The organism is Flexivirga endophytica, from assembly GCF_014640635.1.
GTDB lineage: Bacteria > Actinomycetota > Actinomycetes > Actinomycetales > Dermatophilaceae > Flexivirga > Flexivirga endophytica.
On sequence record NZ_BMHI01000009.1, the window covers coordinates 97,096 to 113,303 of the forward strand.

The 16,208-nt window shown below is 67.4% G+C and carries 15 protein-coding genes; 10 read left to right on the top strand and 5 right to left on the bottom strand.

Annotation, left to right across the window (positions count from 1 at the left end; all coding sequences use genetic code 11):
* The first annotated feature begins 187 nt into the window (after positions 1-187).
* The 8 genes from IEX71_RS22140 (at position 188) to IEX71_RS22175 (ending at position 8,751) form a co-directional block, all read left to right on the top strand.
* Complete coding sequence (locus IEX71_RS22140) at positions 188-1,186, top strand: LacI family DNA-binding transcriptional regulator (protein ID WP_188839268.1); 999 nt, start codon at positions 188-190, stop codon at positions 1,184-1,186.
* A 58-nt stretch (positions 1,187-1,244) separates the two neighbouring features.
* Positions 1,245-2,468, top strand: coding sequence for an extracellular solute-binding protein (locus tag IEX71_RS22145; RefSeq protein WP_188839269.1), 1,224 nt, complete (start codon positions 1,245-1,247; stop codon positions 2,466-2,468).
* Positions 2,465-3,610, top strand: a complete 1,146-nt coding sequence (locus IEX71_RS22150; RefSeq protein ID WP_188839270.1) for an ABC transporter ATP-binding protein — start codon at positions 2,465-2,467, stop codon at positions 3,608-3,610. The genes IEX71_RS22145 and IEX71_RS22150 overlap by 4 nt, the downstream gene beginning before the upstream one ends.
* Positions 3,607-4,536 carry an ABC transporter permease gene (locus IEX71_RS22155; RefSeq protein WP_188839271.1) on the top strand — a complete coding sequence of 310 codons (930 nt, stop codon included), beginning with the start codon at positions 3,607-3,609 and terminating at the stop codon, positions 4,534-4,536. The genes IEX71_RS22150 and IEX71_RS22155 overlap by 4 nt, the downstream gene beginning before the upstream one ends.
* Positions 4,536-5,411, top strand: coding sequence for an ABC transporter permease (locus IEX71_RS22160; RefSeq protein WP_188839272.1), 876 nt, complete (start codon positions 4,536-4,538; stop codon positions 5,409-5,411). The genes IEX71_RS22155 and IEX71_RS22160 overlap by 1 nt, the downstream gene beginning before the upstream one ends.
* Before the next feature lie 3 nt (positions 5,412-5,414).
* A complete protein-coding gene (locus IEX71_RS22165) occupies positions 5,415-6,887 on the top strand; it encodes a mannitol dehydrogenase family protein (RefSeq protein ID WP_229749953.1) in 1,473 nt (490 codons plus the stop codon).
* Positions 6,888-7,012: 125 nt separating this feature from the next.
* Positions 7,013-7,912, top strand: coding sequence for a Bax inhibitor-1/YccA family protein (locus IEX71_RS22170; protein ID WP_188839273.1), 900 nt, complete (start codon positions 7,013-7,015; stop codon positions 7,910-7,912).
* 53 nt (positions 7,913-7,965) lie between these two features.
* Positions 7,966-8,751 (top strand): aminoglycoside phosphotransferase, encoded by a 786-nt coding sequence (locus tag IEX71_RS22175; protein WP_229749954.1) that lies wholly within the window; start codon positions 7,966-7,968, stop codon positions 8,749-8,751.
* 10 nt (positions 8,752-8,761) lie between these two features.
* On the opposite strand, the gene IEX71_RS22180 is transcribed toward IEX71_RS22175, so the two are convergent.
* Positions 8,762-9,040, bottom strand: coding sequence for a hypothetical protein (locus tag IEX71_RS22180; protein WP_188839274.1), 279 nt, complete (start codon positions 9,038-9,040; stop codon positions 8,762-8,764).
* Between the two features lie 100 nt (positions 9,041-9,140).
* Between IEX71_RS22180 and IEX71_RS22185 the strand changes: the two genes are divergently transcribed.
* On the top strand, positions 9,141-11,135 hold the full coding sequence (locus IEX71_RS22185; RefSeq protein WP_188839275.1) for an OPT family oligopeptide transporter: 1,995 nt from the start codon (positions 9,141-9,143) through the stop codon (positions 11,133-11,135).
* Between the two features lie 74 nt (positions 11,136-11,209).
* Here the strand turns inward: IEX71_RS22185 and IEX71_RS22190 are convergent, their stop codons facing one another.
* From IEX71_RS22190 to IEX71_RS22200, 3 genes are all read right to left on the bottom strand, one after another.
* Positions 11,210-12,433: an acetyl-CoA C-acetyltransferase gene (locus IEX71_RS22190; protein ID WP_188839276.1), complete on the bottom strand. Its 1,224-nt coding sequence runs from the start codon at positions 12,431-12,433 to the stop codon at positions 11,210-11,212.
* A gap of 156 nt (positions 12,434-12,589) precedes the next feature.
* Positions 12,590-13,003, bottom strand: a complete 414-nt coding sequence (locus IEX71_RS22195; protein WP_188839277.1) for an HIT family protein — start codon at positions 13,001-13,003, stop codon at positions 12,590-12,592.
* Positions 13,004-13,044: 41 nt separating this feature from the next.
* Entirely contained in the window at positions 13,045-14,202 is a 1,158-nt protein-coding gene (locus tag IEX71_RS22200) for an SGNH/GDSL hydrolase family protein (protein WP_188839278.1), read from the bottom strand.
* Between the two features lie 201 nt (positions 14,203-14,403).
* On the opposite strand from IEX71_RS22200, the gene IEX71_RS22205 reads away from it, so the two are divergent.
* Complete coding sequence (locus IEX71_RS22205; RefSeq protein WP_188839279.1) at positions 14,404-15,783, top strand: cystathionine beta-synthase; 1,380 nt, start codon at positions 14,404-14,406, stop codon at positions 15,781-15,783.
* Between the two features lie 113 nt (positions 15,784-15,896).
* On the opposite strand, the gene IEX71_RS22645 is transcribed toward IEX71_RS22205, so the two are convergent.
* Positions 15,897-16,208 (bottom strand): hypothetical protein (locus tag IEX71_RS22645; protein ID WP_229749955.1); only part of this gene is annotated, 312 nt, incomplete at its 5' end.

The following is a 16,208-nucleotide window of genomic DNA, read 5'->3' on the forward strand; positions in this document are numbered from 1 at the left end:
ACTATGCCTGCAGTGGGGCGATCGTTCAAGGGGCAATTTACATATATGGCAGACAGATTCGGTGCAACCGGAGTCATGTGTGTACGGCGCACTACAGCGTTGGTAACGGTTTGATAACGACGATTGACAGCATTGTGGGAACGATTGCAGGGTGTGTGACACACCGCACAACGAAGGAGGTGGGCCGGTGGCGACATCCATCACCGTGCACGACGTGGCCAAAGCCGCCGGCGTGTCCGCGTCAACCGTGTCGCGCGCGCTCTCGGGCAACACCGCCGTCGCGGCCGAGACTCGCGACCGGGTGGTCGAGGCGGCTCGGCAGCTGGGTTATCGACCCAACCTCGCGGCGCGCGGCCTGATCACCGGCACGACACACAACATCGGGCTGGTGGTCCCGGACCTGGAGAACCCCTACTTCGCGTCCATCACCAAGAGCGTGCAGAGTCGCGCTCTCGCTGCGGGCTATTCGGTGTTCATCGCCGACTCCGACGAGGACATCCGGACCGAGCTCGAGCTGGTGCACCAGCTGTCCAAACAGGTCGACGGTCTGATCCTCTGCTCGCCACGTATGGCGGCCTCCGACATCGCCGCGGTCGCCGGGCAGACGATGATGGTTCTGATCAACCGCGAGTGGGAGGGACTGACCTCCGTCGTAGTCGACGACGCGGAGATCATCCGGCTCGCGCTCGAGCACCTGCACGCCCTCGGGCACCGCCACATCGCCTACGTCGGTGGACCCGAGAAGTCCTGGTCGAACCAGAAGCGCTGGGCGGCCATCGAGCGGATCGCGCCGACTTTCGATGATCTCGAGGTCGGCAAGGTCGGCTCCTACGCACCCAACTTCGACGGCGGGCAGTCCGCCGCCGACGTCGTCGTCGCCTCGGGAGCGACGGCCGCGCTGGCCTACAACGACCTGGTGGGTCTCGGCATACTCGCCCGCCTCACCACGCGGGGGATCCGGGTGCCCGAGGACCTGTCCGTCATGGGCATCGACGACGTCAACGTCGCCACGCTCGTCTCGCCCGGCCTCACCACGGTGCGTTCGCCGTTGAAGAAGGTCGGCCGCAGTGCCGTCAACAGCCTGGTCGACCTTATGAACCCGACCGATCGGCACAGCGCGCCCGAGGACCTACCGGTTCAACTCGTGGTCCGTCAGTCGACCTCGGTGCCGCAGCAACACAGCTGAAGTCTCCCTCGCACAGAACGTGAGCATCGCGCTCGCAAGGATCAAGGAGCGAAAACGTATGCGTTTCAACAAATTTGGAGCAGTTGCCGCAATTGCGGCGGCAGGCCTCGCCATGACCGCGTGCGGGACACCGGGTGGTGGCGGAGGCTCCGATCCGTCCAAGGCACTGAAGGCGTCCGCCGTGCCGACCAAACCGTCGAAGGCCGTCACCCTCAACATCCTGGACGTCGCCGGCAACAAGCAGCTGACCGGCTCGATCTTCGCGTCGTTCGCGAAGGCCCACCCGGACGTCATCTCCAAGGTGACCTGGCAGACCGCCGGGGCTCCGGACATGGCGGGCAAGGTGAAGGCTCAGCAGGACGCCGGGAACCTGCACATCGACCTGGTGCTCACCGGCACCGACGGCCTGTCCGCCGGCATCGAGCAGGGTCTCTTCGTCAACATGAAGAAGTTCTCGGACCGGCTGCCGAACATGGCGAACTACCAGACGCCGGCCGCCAACATGCAGAAGCTCGCCCAGGACCAGGCAGTCGCGCTCGTCTACTACCCGTCCGGCCCGTTGCTCGAATACAACCCCGACAAGGTGAAGAACCCGCCCAAGACCGCGGACGAACTGCTCGCGTGGGCGAAGGCGCACCCCGGCAAGTTCGGCTACGCCCAGCCGGCGAACTCCGGTCCCGGCCGGACCTGGCTGATGGGACTTCCCTACATCCTCAAGGACAAGGATCCGAAGGACCCGATCAACGGCTGGCCGAAGACCTGGAAGTACCTGCAGAACCTGGGCAAGTACATCAAGACCTACCCCACGGGCACGAGCGTCACGATGAACAACCTGAAGACCGGCGCCTGGGACATGGCACTGACGACGACCGGCTGGGACATCAATCCGCGTGCGCTCAACCAGGTGCCGAAGAACTTCAAGGTCACCTCGCTCGACGGCTTCAAGTGGGTGTCCGACGCGCAGTACGCGGCGGTGCCGAGCGGTGTCTCCTCCGACAAGATGTCGGCGATCCTGCAGGTGCTCAACTACGCACTGGAGAAGAAGCAGCAGGCCAAGACCTTCGATGACGGCTACTTCTACCCGGGGCCGGCCGTCAAGGGCGTGACCATCGACATGGCGCCGCCCAAGAGCCAGCAGGTCATCAAGGAATACGGCCGTCCGGAGTATGCCGACCTGATCAAGTCCCACCCGGTCGTGACGCCGATCGATGCACCCAAGCTCGTGAAGGCCTTCAGCATGTGGGACAAGAAGGTCGGCGGCGGGAAGGCGAAGAGTCAGTGACGGGTCTCAAGGAGGATTTCCACAGTCTTCATCTGGACGGTCTGACCCGCAGGTTCGGCGGGCAGACGGCACTGAACGGACTGGACCTGACGATCGAGCGGGGCGAGTTCATCGCGCTGCTCGGACCGTCCGGGTGCGGCAAGTCGACGGCGCTCAACTGCGTTGCCGGGCTGCTGCCGCTGACCGCGGGCCGGATCATGCTGGACGACCAGCAGGTCGACCAGTTGCCACCCGAGAAGCGTGGTTTCGGAATGGTTTTCCAGAACTACGCACTGTTCCCGCATCTGTCGGTGCAGAAGAACATCGCGTTCGGGCTGCAGATGCGCAAAGTGCCTCGCGCCGAGATCAAGCGGCGGGTGGCCGAGGCGATCGACCTGGTCCAACTCGGCCCACACGCCAAGAAGCTGCCCGGTCAGATGTCGGGTGGCCAGCAACAACGGGTCGCCATCGCTCGGGCCGTAGTGCTCCGGCCACCGTTGGTGCTCATGGACGAACCGCTGTCGAACCTCGATGCGAAGCTGCGCCTCGAGATGCGCACCGAGATCCGCCGGTTGCACCAGTCGCTCGGCCTGACCACCATCTACGTCACGCACGACCAGGAGGAGGCGCTCTCGCTCGCCGACCGGTTGGTCGTGTTGCGCGGCGGAGAGGTGCAGCAGGTGGGCACGCCGCAGGAGCTGCACGAGACACCGACGAACGCGCACGTCGCCGACTTCATGGGCTACCGCAACCTGTTCGACGGTGTCGTCGAGCGGGTGGACGGCGAGCACGCCACTGTCGGTCTGCTGGGCACGACGGCCGACGGCGCGGCCGCGGGAGCCCTCGCTACCCGGGATCGGGTGCGGGTCGGCATCCGACCGGAGGACCTGGTCATCGGTGCCCCGGGAGCCACCGACGCGCTCACCCTCGACGCGACGGTCGACGTCGTCGAGTACCAGGGTCGCGAGTTCGCCGTCGAGGCACATCTCGCCACGGGCGAAGCCGTGCACGTTCGCACCAGCGAGCGGCCGACGGAGGGCAGCACGATCCGGCTGACCGCCGAGGCGCACCGGATCCTGGTCTTCCCGAGCGCTGCCGAGCCCGACGACAGCGGAGCGGCCGGCGCGTCAGCGCCGCTCGAAACCGCAGGTTCTCCGGCATGAGTGCACCTGTCGTCGACGCGAAACGGCATACACCACAGGGCGATCCGTCGCAGAAACCGTCCCTGGTGCACCGGCTCGCCGAGCACGGCATCGACCGCACCCTGTGGCTGCTGGTGCCGGGACTGCTCTTCGTCATCGTGCTGTTCGTCTATCCGTTCCTCTACGGCCTCAACCTGTCACTGCACCCCAACAAGGGCGGCATGTTCGGCGCCTACAAGGCCTTCTTCACCGACCCCGACATGCGCGGCTGGGACTCCCTGTGGATCACCCTGAAGCTCTCGCTGCCGGCGGCCCTGATCAACGTCATCGCGGCGATTCCGTTGGCCTACATGATGCGCGGCAACTTCCGCGGCAAGCGGTTGCTGACGACGATCCTCGTCGTACCCATCACGCTCGGCACCGTGCTGACGGCGGAAGGACTGTTGAACTTCTTCGGCCCGCGCGGCTGGTTCAACCGGTTCCTGGGCCTGTTCGACCTCGGACCGGTGCAACTGGTGCAGAACTACTGGGGCGTCCTGTGGTCGTTGATCATCTCGGGCTTCCCCTTCGCGTTCCTGCTGATCCTGTCCTACATGTCCGGCATCGACCCGTCGCTGGAGGCAGCGGCGAAAACCCTTGGGGCTGACTGGAAACAGCGGTTCCGGCGGATCATCATGCCCTTGCTCGCACCCGGTCTGGCGACGACGTTCTGCCTGACCTTCGTGCTGGCCTTCAGCGTCTTCCCGTCCGCGATCCTCGTCGGCGACCCGTCCGGGTCGACCCGGGTGGTGGCGTATGTCGCCTACAACGCCTGGGGCCAGATGTTCGACTACCCGCTCGCGTCGGCGTCAGCCATCGTGATGGGTGTGGTCGAGATGATCGTGATCGGAGTGGTGTTGATGTTGCGATCGACCATGTACAAGGGATCCACGGGAGGTAAGGGCTGATGAGCGCTCTCGTCGAAGGGCCGGCACCCAGGGCCACCGCGCGTCGGCGCCGCCTCGTCGCCTCACCCGGGAAGTTCCTGACCTGGGGCGGTATGGCGATCTTCCTGATCCTGCTCTTCGGAGTGATCGCGTCGGTCGTCGTCAACTCGTTCGCGGGCAAATGGTTCGACAGCTGGTTGCCGACCAGTTACTCGGGCTCCTGGTACGGCACGGCGTGGTCGCAGTACGACCTGACGCAGGTGGTGCTCACCACTCTCATCGTGGCCGTCGTGGTCGTGGCGCTCTCGGTGCTGATCGGCGTGCCCGCGTCATACGTGCTGGCACGCAAGAAGTTCCCCGGGTCGAAGTTCGTGATGCTGCTGTTCCTGTTGCCGATCATGATGCCGCCGATCACCTACGGCATCCCGCTGGCGACGCTCCTCAACTACTACCACCTGGCGCCCGGGCTGACCGGGGTCATCCTGGCCAACCTGGTGCCGTCGGTGCCGTTCGTGGTGTTGACGATGACGCCGTTCATCGAGCAGATCAACCCGTCGATCGAGTCGGCCGCGCGGATGTGCGGTGCGTCGACGTCGAAGTTGTTCCTGCGCATCCTCGCCCCGCTGCTGATCCCGGGCATGCTGGCCGCCGCGGTGCTCGTGCTGGTGCGCACCGTCGGGATGTTCGAGCTCACCTTCCTCACCTCGGACTCCAGCTCCAACACCCTGGTGGTGGCGCTCTTCACGGCCATGACCGGTGCCGGCATACGAGCCCAGCAGTCCGTGGACGCGATGGCGGTGATCTACATGCTGTCGATGCTGGTGCTGCTGGTGATCGCGCTGCGGTTCGTCAACCCCACCCAACTGGTCGCCCGCGTCGACGACTCGAAGGACTGAGGCGTGCAGCGGCTTTCGCTCGGCACTCTGCCGGCGGCCTCCGGCGAGGTCACACTGCCGGAGCTCGACCCGCGAAGTCTGCCAACAGGCCTGGTACATCTCGGGATCGGCGCCTTCCACCGGGCACACCAGGCGGTCTACACCGAGCTGGCGAGTGCGGCCGGCGGCGACCACCGGTGGGGCACGTTCGCAGTCACCGGGCGGTCCGCGAACGTCGTCGAGCAACTGGCGCCGCAGGACTGTCTGTATGGCGTGCTCACCAAGTCCGCCGACCGCACCTCGCTGCGGGTGGTGGGCGGCATCCGGGACGTCGTCAGCGGAGGTGCGCAGCAAGGCGCGGCGATGACCGCCATCGCCCGGCCGGGCGTGCACGTGGTGACGTTGACCATCACCGAGAAGGGCTACCCCCGCACCGCAGACGGGGCACTGGCACTCGGCACCGAGCCGGTCACCGCCGATCTCGCCGTGGTCGCGTCGGTGCTCGCCGGCCGGCCCGCGCCGCATCCGACCGGCACCTCGCTCGGCCTGCTCGCGGCGGGTCTGGCGAGACGGTTCGCCGGCGGAGCCGAGCCTCTCAGCGTGGTCAGCTGCGACAACCTGCCCGGCAACGGTGCACAGCTGGAGCGTCTCGTGCACGAACTCGCCGCCTCCGCTGGCGGGGACGGGTTCGGCACCTGGCTACGGGAGCGCGTGACCTTCCCGTCGACGATGGTCGACCGCATCGTGCCGGCCACCACCGATCGGGACCGGGCCGAGGCGGCCGACCTGCTGCACTTGCGGGACCACGGACTGGTCGTCGCAGAGCCGTTCGGGCAATGGGTCATCGAGGACCGGTTCGCCGCGGATCGGCCGGCGTGGGAGGACGTCGGTGCGACGCTCGCGACGGAGGTGGCGCCATACGAGAAGGCGAAGTTGCGGATGCTCAACGGCACCCACTCGCTGCTGGCCTACCTCGGCGCGCTGCACGGGCACCGGACGATCGCCGAGGCCGTCGCCGACGACACGTTGTATGGCGCCGCCCGCGGCCTGCAGCAGCAGGACGCGATCCCGACGCTCGAGGCGCCGCCCGGTGTGGACCTCGCGGAGTACGGCGAGCAGATCCTCGAGCGGTTCGGCAATCCGCACCTGCGGCACACCACGGTCCAGGTGGCCATGGACGGCTCACAGAAACTGCCGATCCGCATCCTCGACACCGCCCGGGACCGGCTGCGCGCCGGGGCGGTGCCGCGGCACTGCGCACTGGCGGTCGCCGCGTGGATCGTCTACGTCCATCGCGGTCGGGACACCACCGGTCGAGAGTTGCCGCTGAACGATCCGCTCGCAGCGGTCCTGCGGGAGCGCGCCGCCGGACCGACGGACGGTCTGGTCGAGCGGATGCTGCAGATCCGGGAGATCTTCGACCCGGAGATCGCCGGCCAGGACGTCTTCCGGGACGCGGTCCGGGCCGAAGTCGCGCCCCTGCTGCAATTGCAGTGATGGCGCCGCCCGGAACACCGGGCCTGCTCGCCGACGTTGAGACAGATGTGGGGATCGGCCCGGTCGCATAGACTGCGCCCAGGCAACATCTGTCACAGTCGTTCGAGCAAACGTTAGGGACTGCCATGGCATCAAATCCGGTGTTCAACCGGTTCAACGACGACCTGTCCAAGGGGCGGGTCACCGGAGCTGCCCAGCCGCAGTACGGCCAGTTCAGCAGCCCCGAGCAGCAGCAGCAGGCCCGCTACGGCCAGCAGGGTGGCTACCCCGGTTTCCCGCAGCAGCCGGGTCAGTCGATGCCCGACCTCGAGAAGGCGTATGACGCGCCGGCGGCGACCGGCCGCCAGGCCGGGCGGATGACGCTGGACGACGTCGTCACCAAGACGCTCGGGCTGTTCGGTGTGCTGCTGGTCTTCGCAGCCATCGGTTGGTTCGTCGGCAAGGAGAACCAATCCGCCGGTATGGCGCTGTGGCTCGGCGGTATGTTCGTCGGCCTCGCGCTCGGCTTCGTGATCTCCTTCAAGCGCGTCATCTCGGTCCCGCTGATCCTGCTGTATGCCGTCTGTGAGGGACTCTTCGTCGGAGCGGCCAGCGGCTTCTTCAACCGGGTCTACCCCGGCGTCGTCGCCGAGGCCGTCCTCGCGACGCTGTGCGTCTTCGCCGGTATGTTCGCCGGCTGGAAGTTCGGCCTGATCCGGGTCACCGAGCGCTCCCGCAAGATCTTCGGCCTGATGGCGATGGGTTACCTGCTCTTCGCCCTGGTCAACGTGGCGCTGGTCTGGACCGGTGTGCTGGACAACCCGTTCGGCGTCGGTGGCAACGGCCCCCTCGGCATCATCATCAGCATCTTCGCGGTCGGCCTCGCGTCATACTCGCTCGCGGTCGACTTCGACTCGATCCAGCGCGGCGTCGCCGCGCAGCTGCCGGAGAAGTACTCCTGGCTGATGGCCCACGGCCTGCTCGTCTCGGTCGTCTGGCTCTACATCGAGCTGCTGCGGCTCTTCGCCCGCATCCAGAGCCGATAACCCTGGCTACCAAAAGCGCGACACAGGTCGAGCACACCCTCCCTTCGGAGCGGGTGCTCGACCTGTTCGCTGTGCCGGACGATCTGCAGGCACTGCCCGGTGGGCAGGGGCAGAGCGTGCTGGCCGGCGACCTGGTGCTCAGCCCCGGGCGCGATCGGCTGATCACGGATCTGCTCAATCCGCGACTGGCCCGGCTGGCGGTGGACCTGGACACCCGTCCCCGACGGGATGTCCGCATCGCGATGCCGATCCCGTCCCGCGAGGGCACCTGGGTGGTCGACGGTTGGTCCGCGAGCCGCTACGAGACGGGCAGTCGCACCTGCACGGACGTGGCCGTCGTGCGTGCCACCGGCGCACTGCTGCATGCCGAGCTCGCGCTCGCGGTCCGGGAGTGGCCGCTGGCCACGCAGCCGCCGCGTAGTAGGTGGGATCGCGCCGAGCGGGTCGCCTTCGGCGACCAGCCTCTCGAGCCTGCCGAATTCACCGGCGAACAGGCCGGATTCGCCCGCGAGCTGCTGAACCTGCGCACCGACCGGTCATTCGGTGCCGATCAGCTCGTCCACGGTGACCTGGCCGGCAACGTGCTGCTGGACGCTGCCGACGTCCCGGTGGTCATCGACCTCGCGCCCTACTGGCGGCCGGTGCGCTGGTCGGATGCTGTGACCGTGCTCGACCTCGTGCTGTGGTCCGACGCCGACCCACACCTGCTGGACGACTGGTCCGCCGGGGCCGCGCGGCAGGCGATGCTGCGTGCCGCGATCTTCCGGGTGCTGTCCGACGTCGAGCCGGACACGGAGCACATCGTCCGCTACCGTCGCGCGCTGGCGCCCCTGCTCTGAGGCAGCCGCCTCAGGGCAGGGTGCGACGCAACTCCGTAAGGCCTTGCAACGCCTGCGGATCGAGGCCGGCGCGGCACGCGTCATACACCATCACCGTCAGTTGGTCGGCCAGCACTGCATCCCCGAGATCAGGTATGGCGAGTGGCTCCAACCCCTGCGCGCGACGCGTCCGATCGGCCAGTTGCTGCGCGAGATCCCGCATCAGTGAAGCGTTTTCGCTCATCTGGTCAGGTGTCAGCTGTTGCCACCGCCGGGTCACTCGGCGCAGTTCGGTCGTGACGTCGTCCACGGGCACAGCGTATGCCGCGTGCCCCGACACGATTCGGGCGTGCGCGTCGGCACGTTTAGGGTGGGTGGGTTCTTTTGCCTATCAGGGAGGTTCCTGACTCATGTCCGCTGCGAGTCCTGCGGAACGGTCAGTCGTACGAGAGTTGACCATCCGCGGTGTCGTCATCGGCGGTCTGATCACTCTGGTGTTCACGGCGGCCAATGTCTATCTCGGACTGAAGGTCGGGCTGACGTTCGCCACCTCGATCCCAGCCGCGGTCATCTCGATGGCCGTGCTGCGTTACTTCGCCGACCACTCGGTCGTCGAGAACAACATCGTGCAGACCATCGCATCCGCCGCGGGCACCCTGTCCGCGATCATCTTCGTGCTACCCGGGCTGGTGATCGTCGGCTGGTGGACCGGATTCCCCTACTGGACGACGATGGCCGTCTGCCTCATCGGCGGCATCCTCGGTGTCGCCTACTCCATCCCACTGCGCCGAGCGTTGGTGACCGGCTCCGATCTGCCCTATCCCGAGGGGGTGGCCGGTGCGGAGGTCCTGCGGGTCGGCGACAGCACCGAGGGCGCCGAGGAGAACCGCCGCGGGTTGCGCGTCATCATCGCGGGTTCTGTTGCGGCGGCAGGATATTCGTTGCTGGCTGCGCTCAAGGTCGTGGCCGGATCGCTGCAGAAGGTGTTCCACCTCGGAGGTGGCGGCACCATGGTCGGCTCCAGCCTCTCGCTCGCGCTGATCGGTGTCGGGCACCTCGTCGGTCTGAGCGTCGGCATCGCGATGGTCGTCGGCCTGCTGATCTCGTTCGGCGTGCTGCTGCCGATCAAATCCTCCGGTCACCTGCCGGCGCACGGTGACATCACCGACGCGGTCAGCGGGATCTTCGCGACCGACGTGCGCTTCATCGGCGCCGGAGCGATCGCCGTCGCGGCCATCTGGACGCTGCTGAAAATCATCGGCCCGATCATTCGCGGCATCAAGGAATCCATGGTGTCCAACCGGGCGCGGCAGAGCGGCGCCGAGATCGAGATGACCGAGCGGGACATGCCGATCACGGTCGTCGTCTCGATCGTGCTGCTGTCGCTGATCCCGATCGGGTTGCTGCTGTGGGGTTTCGCGCACGACACCGAGTTGCAGGGCAGCCTGACCGGCATCCTCGTGCTCAGCCTCATCTTCGTGCTGGTCATCGGCCTGGTCGTGGCCGCGGTCTGCGGCTACATGGCCGGTCTCATCGGTTCATCCAACAGCCCGATCTCCGGCGTCGGCATCCTGGTCGTCCTGGCGGCGGCGCTGCTGATCAAGGCGGTCCATGGCGGTGGCAGCGGCGCGGACGCGGAAGCGTTGGTCGCCTACACGATCTTCACCGCAGCGATCGTCTTCGGCGTCGCGACCATCTCCAACGACAACCTGCAGGATCTCAAGACCGGTCAACTGGTGGGTTCCACGCCGTGGAAGCAGCAGGTCGCGCTGGTCATCGGCGTCGTGTTCGGCTCGCTCGTCATACCGCCGATCATGGATCTGATGAACAACAGCTTCGGCTTCCTCGGCGCGCCCGGCGCCGGCAAGGACGCCCTGGCCGCTCCACAGGCATCGTTGATCTCATCGCTCGCCAAGGGTGTCTTCGGTGACTCGCTGGACTGGGGCCTGATCGGCCTCGGCGCCGCCATCGGCGTCGTCGTGATCATCGTGGACGAGGTCCTGGGGAGGACGACCGGCAAGCTCCGACTGCCGCCGCTCGCAGTGGGAATGGGCATGTACCTCCCGATCTCGCTCACCCTGATGATCCCGATCGGTGCCGTCATCGGCATGTTCTACGACCGGTGGGCCGATCGCAGCACCACGAACCCCGAACGCGTCAAGCGGCTGGGCATCCTGGTCGCGACCGGCTTCATCGTCGGGGAGAGTCTCTTCGGGGTGCTGCTCGCGGCGATCGTCGCCGGGACCGGCAACGACGAACCGCTGGCGGTCGTCGGTGACGGGTTCCTGCACTGGTCCGAGGGGCTCGGCGCGATCCTGTTCGTGCTGCTGATCGGGGCGGTCTACCAGTGGACCCGCAAGATCTCCACCTCCGGCGACCGCGTCGCCACCGACATCAAAAGCTGACCCGCGTCAGAAAAACGACTCGGCCCCCGACCGCAGCTGCGGTCGGGGGCCGAATCATTTTGTGCGAGAGGGAGTTACGACAGGCGCTCGTAGATGACCGCCATACCCTGACCGCCACCGACACACATGGTCTCCAGACCGAAGGTGCCGTCGGCCTCCTGCAGGCCGTTGAGCAACGTCGTGGTGATGCGGGCGCCGGTCGAGCCGAACGGGTGGCCGAGCGCGATCGCACCGCCGTGCACGTTGAGCTTGTCCAGGTCCATGCCCAGGTCGTCGGCGGACGGCAGGACCTGCGCGGCGAACGCCTCGTTGATCTCGTAGAGGTCGAGGTCGCCGATCGTCATACCAGCGCGCTTCAGCGCTTGACGGGACGCCTCGACCGGGCCGAGGCCCATGACCTCGGGGGAGAGTGCGGAGACTCCGGTCGACACCACGCGGGCCAGCGGGGTGAGACCCAGTTCCTTGGCCTTGGTGTCACTCATGACGACCACGGCGGCGGCGCCGTCGTTGAGCGGGCAGCAGTTGCCGGCCGTGACGGTGCCGTTCTCGCGGAAGACCGGCTGCAACGCGCTGACCTTCTCCAGCGTCACACCGGCGCGGGGTCCGTCGTCGGTGCTGACGACGGTGCCGTCGGGCAGCGTCACCGGCGCGATCTCGCGGGCGAAGAAGCCGTCCGCGATGGCCTTCTCGGCGCGGTTCTGGCTGCTCACGCCCCACTCGTCCTGGCGCTCGCGGCTGATACCGCGCAGCGTCGCGACGTTCTCGGCGGTCTGGCCCATCGAGATGTAGACGTCCGGCAGATTGCCGTCCTCGCGCGGGTCGGTCCAGGTCGGGTTGTCCTTCGCGATCTGCTCGGTGCGGGCCTTGGCGTCCTCGAACTTCGAGTTCTGCCAGGTGACATTGCTGCCGCCGGCGCCGGAGAAGTCGGCATACCGGGAGACGCACTCCACACCGGCGGACAGGAAGATGTCGCCCTCACCGGCCTTGATCGCGTGCGCGGCCATCCGCGTGGTCTGCACCGAGGAGGAGCAGAAGCGGTTGACGGTCGCACCGGGCAGGTGGTCCCAGCCACCCAGCACTGCCACGACGCGAGCCATGTTGCTGCCGTGTTCGGCCCAGGGCTCGGCGCAGCCGAGGTAGAGGTCCTCGATGAGGGTGGGGTCCAGGTCGGGCACCTTGGCCAGCGCGGCCTGGATGACCTGCACACTCAGGTCATCGGGCCGGATGTCCTTCAGGGACCCCTTGAAAGCGCGGCCGATCGGCGTACGCGCGGTGGAAACGATGACAGCTTCGGGCATGCGGTCCTCCGTCATTGAAGTTTGTGCTGAGCAGGCTCATTGCAGGAACAGGGACAGGTCGTGGATGGATGTTCGCGGATGTTACTCACGGGTAATACCGCCCACGAGTGTATGGCGTGAGCCGCCTCGCGTGTGCGGCGACTCACGCCGGATCGCTCACTCGCGCAGCAGCGCCGCGGTCTCGGCGATCTCATCCGGCTCACCCGGAGCGGGGATCCACGGCAACTGCAGCGGGTCGTCGACGTAGCGCGGCACGACGTGCAGATGGAAGTGGAAGACGGTCTGCCACGCCTCGGAGCCGCAACAGTTGAGCAGGTTGATCCCGTCGGCGCCCAAGCGTTCCACGGCGCGGCGAGCGACCGCCTGCCCCGCTTGCGTGACCGCGGCGAGCTCGTCGGGCGCGATCTCCAGGAGGTCCTTGGTGTGGTTCTTGGGGATGACCAGCGCGTGGCCGCGCGTGCCCGGGTTGACGTCCATGAAGGCGACGGTGCGTTCGTCCTCGTGGATCTTCTCGGCGGGGATGTCGCCCGCCACGATCTTGCAGAAGATGCATTCAGAGTCGGTCGTCATGATCCGACTCTAATCCCGCGCCGATGCGGCCCGGGCGTGAGTCAGGAGCCGGCGGTCGGCTCGGCATCCGTCGCCGGTGCGGAGCCGGTGTCGGCCGACTCGCCGGTGGTCGTCGTGACGTCGGTGGGCCCGTCGGTCGTTGTGCCGTCGATCGGCTCCGCACCAGTGGTGCGACCGCGCTCGTCGACCGGCTCCGCGTCGTGCTCGTCCTCGCCGGGAGGCGGCAGCGGGCGCCGATGACGACGCAGTAACACGGCCCACGGGCCACGCACGTTGCGCGCGACGCCCTCGACCTCGGTGCCGGTGACCTCGGTGCCGGGGTCGCGCGCGGCGCGGCGCGCAGCCGAGGCGACCGGGCGAACGGCCTCCCCGCGCAACCGATCCGGCTGACGGCCGGTGTCGGCCGAGACCTCGCCGAGCGCGTCCAACACGCTGGGCAACAGGGCGGACGCGGCCCGTGCATAACCGGCGGACGACGGGTGGAAGCGGTCCTTGGAGAACATCACCGTCGGACTGTCGGAGAACTCGTGTCCGAGCAGGTCGCCCAGCGACACGGTCCGGCCGCCCATCTCGACGACGGTCCGGGTCTGCGCGGCGGCCAGGTGGCGGGACCAGCGCCGCGCGAGCTGACGCAGCGGCGGCGGGACCGGTTTGATGATGCCCAGGTCCGGACAGGTGCCGACGACGACCGGGCTGCCGGCGTCTCGCAGGCGGCGGACGGTCTCGGCCAGGTGCTCGACCGCATCGGTCTGCGACAGCCGGCTGGTGACGTCGTTGGCGCCGATCATGATGAGGGTGACGGCGGGGTGTGGCACCTGCGACAGTGCGAGGTCCAGTTGGCCACCGAGGTCCGGAGAAGTGGCGCCTACGACGGCGACGTTGGTCAGGCGCACCGGCCGGCCGGCGAGGGCCGCGACCGCGGCGGCGATGATCGCGCCGACCGTCTGGCTCGCGTCGTCGGCGCCCATGCCCTTGGCAGTGGAGTCGCCGAGGACCAGGAGTTCGATCGGGTCGCCGGGGGCGGCGCCATACACGCCGTTGTCGTCGGGCGCTCCGTCGAAGGGCTGGCCGACGACGCGTCGCGCGATCGCGGCCTCACCTTTGAGAACTCCCCAACCGCTGAGGAAACCGGCGGCGCTGACACCCGCGGTGCCGGCGGCATAGGTCGCCACCTTGCGAGCCATCGATGCCCGACTCATCGCTGGTCCACCCGCCCTCCACTGACATTGATCCTGAGCAAGCACAAGAGGCTTCGCAGAATAAGCCACGGTGCGCTCAGTTGCTGATCTGCAGTTGCCCAATGGTCTCACTCGCGGCGTTGCTGTCGGCTTTCGGGTGACTCCGGGGGAGCGCGAGGCGATGCGTGCCCGTGCGCATCCGCCATCTGAGACGATCGGTGCATGAAGTTCGCTGAGCACATCGCCGATCTGGTGGGCGACACGCCCCTCGTCAAGTTGTCCAACGTCACCGAGGGCATCGCCTGCACGGTCCTTGCCAAGGTCGAGTACGTCAATCCGGGAGGCTCGGTCAAGGACCGGATCGCGCTGCGGATGATCGAGGCGGCCGAGGCTTCCGGGGCCCTGCAACCCGGCGGCACGATCGTCGAGCCCACCTCGGGCAACACCGGTGTCGGTCTCGCCCTGGTCGGGCAGCGCAAGGGCTACAAGTGCATCTTCGTGTGCCCCGACAAGGTGAGCGAGGACAAGCGCAACGTGCTCAAGGCGTATGGCGCGCAGGTCGTCGTCACGCCGTCGTCCGTCCCGCCCGAGCACCCGGACTCCTACTACAGCGTCTCGGATCGCATCGCCGCAGAGACGCCCGGTGGCTGGAAGCCGGACCAGTACTCCAACCCGGAGGGCCCCAACTCGCACTACCACTCCACGGGCCCCGAGATCTGGGCCGACACCGACGGCGAGCTGACCTCGTTCGTGGCCGGCATCGGCACCGGCGGCACGATCACCGGGACCGGCCGTTTCCTGCGTGAGGTGTCGGCGGATCGAGCGGGCGGACGCGTCAAGATCATCGGCGCCGACCCGGAGGGCTCGGTCTACTCCGGCGGCAGTGGCCGCCCCTACCTGGTGGAGGGCGTCGGGGAGGACATGTGGCCACGGGCCTACGACCCGGCGGTCGTCGACGACGTGATCGCGGTGACGGACGCCGAGTCGTTCGCGATGACCCGGCGACTGGCGCGTGAGGAGGGCCTGCTGGTCGGTGGCTCGTGCGGTATGGCGGTCGTGGCCGCGCTCCGGCACGCGGCGACGCTGCCGGCGGACGCGACGGTCGTCGTGCTGCTGCCGGACTCGGGACGCGGCTACATGTCGAAGATCTTCGACGACGGCTGGATGGGCAGTTACGGCTTCCTCCCGGAGCAGGCGGAGGAGCAGACCGTCGGCAGCGTGCTCGCCGCGAAGGAGGGCTCGATGCCGGCTCTGGTGCACACGCACCCCAACGAGACCATCCGGGACGCCATCAAGATCCTCCGCGAATACGACGTCTCCCAGATGCCGGTGGTCAACGCGGAACCACCGGTGATGGCCGGCGAGGTCGCCGGCTCGGTGAGCGAACGCGAGCTGCTCGAGGCGCTGTATGCCGGTGCCGCACATCTGGCGGACCCGGTGGCCAAGCACATGGAGGCTGCGTTGCCGATGATCGGAGCGGGGGAGCGCGCGTCCGGCGCACGCGACCTGCTCACCAAGCACGACGCACTCATGGTCGTGCAGGACGGCAAGCCAGTGGGCGTCCTGACCCGTGCGGACCTGCTCAGCCTGCTGATCGACTGATCGGGTCGTTGGTGGTGCGTCCGCGGGCCTGACTCGCGGACGCACGCCCGCCGAAAACCGCGGAATGGCCCCGATTTGGTACTTCCCGCATCGTTGGTCTACTGTTCTTCTTGTCAGCCCAACGGGGCGGCGAAGCGAAGAGCGAAAGCCCTCCGCAAGTGCCCACGGAAGACTGGCCGATCGGATTTTGTGCCGGTCAGACGGTCTGCTAGGCTGACAACGTCGCTCGGAGCCAAGTGCGCGAGAGTCGAGATCATCAAGATCTTCGACTTGCCGCCCAAGAGTCGAGTGGACATCAACCAAAGTAAGACACAGTTCTTGCTGATGTGTGGCGCTTGCTGCACGGAGGTGAGTGTCTGGTCGTTTTTTGAGAACTCAACAGCGTGTCGAATGATTGATGCCAATTGTTTGTTGGTTTGATCGTT

Bases quoted from the DNA above. Each gene is read 5' to 3' on its own strand.
- IEX71_RS22170 (WP_188839273.1), top strand. From the start codon at position 7,013: ATGGCATCAAATCCGGTGTTCAACCGGTTCAACGACGACCTGTCCAAG.
- IEX71_RS22205 (WP_188839279.1), top strand. From the start codon at position 14,404: ATGAAGTTCGCTGAGCACATCGCCGATCTGGTGGGCGACACGCCCCTC.
- IEX71_RS22200 (WP_188839278.1), bottom strand. From the start codon at position 14,202: ATGAGTCGGGCATCGATGGCTCGCAAGGTGGCGACCTATGCCGCCGGC.
- IEX71_RS22195 (WP_188839277.1), bottom strand. From the start codon at position 13,003: ATGACGACCGACTCTGAATGCATCTTCTGCAAGATCGTGGCGGGCGAC.
- IEX71_RS22160 (WP_188839272.1), top strand. From the start codon at position 4,536: ATGAGCGCTCTCGTCGAAGGGCCGGCACCCAGGGCCACCGCGCGTCGG.
- IEX71_RS22185 (WP_188839275.1), top strand. From the start codon at position 9,141: ATGTCCGCTGCGAGTCCTGCGGAACGGTCAGTCGTACGAGAGTTGACC.
- IEX71_RS22145 (WP_188839269.1), top strand. From the start codon at position 1,245: ATGCGTTTCAACAAATTTGGAGCAGTTGCCGCAATTGCGGCGGCAGGC.
- IEX71_RS22190 (WP_188839276.1), bottom strand. From the start codon at position 12,433: ATGCCCGAAGCTGTCATCGTTTCCACCGCGCGTACGCCGATCGGCCGC.
- IEX71_RS22155 (WP_188839271.1), top strand. From the start codon at position 3,607: ATGAGTGCACCTGTCGTCGACGCGAAACGGCATACACCACAGGGCGAT.